This is a genomic window from Nocardia coffeae, assembly GCF_019890715.1.
GTDB lineage: Bacteria > Actinomycetota > Actinomycetes > Mycobacteriales > Mycobacteriaceae > Nocardia > Nocardia jiangxiensis.
Map to the genome: position 1 here is coordinate 1 of NZ_JAINZY010000070.1, position 598 is coordinate 598.

The window sequence follows — 598 nt, forward strand, 5'->3', positions numbered from 1 at the left end:
CGACTCGAACAGCGGGGTGTGGAACAGACCCGGCGCGATGGTCACCACACGCACGTTCACACTCGCCAGATCACGCGCGATCGGCAGCGTCATACCCACGATGCCGCCCTTGGACGCCGAGTACGCGGCCTGACCGATCTGACCGTCGAACGCCGCGACCGAGGCGGTGTTGATGATGACACCACGCTCCTCGCCATCGAGCTCGGCAGCCGAGATACGCTCCGCGGCAAGACGGATCACGTTGAACGTGCCGATCAGGTTCACCGACACCACCTTGGTGAACGCGTCGAGGGGGAACGCGCCCTTCTTGCTGACCGTCTTGATCGCATTACCGATCCCCGCGCAGTTCACCGCGATCCGCAACGTCCCCAACGCCTGCGCCGCATCCAGCGCAGCGGCCACCTGCTCCTCGTTGGTGACATCGGCCGCGGCGAACACCACGCCCTCGCCCAACTCCTCGGCGATCGACTCACCGTTGGAAGAAGGCAGGTCGATGATCACGACCTTCGCGCCCTGACCGTGCAATTCCTTCACCGTCGCCAGGCCCAGGCCCGACGCGCCACCGGTCACCACGGCAACCGCATTGCTGATCTGCATA

At 65.2% G+C, this 598-nt stretch carries 1 protein-coding gene; it reads right to left on the reverse strand.

The window, feature by feature from the left end; translation table 11 throughout:
• A partial coding sequence (locus K7711_RS47075) for an SDR family NAD(P)-dependent oxidoreductase (RefSeq protein ID WP_222979695.1) occupies nt 1-597 on the reverse strand: 597 nt, incomplete at its 3' end.
• Between the last annotated feature and the right edge of the window lies 1 nt (nt 598).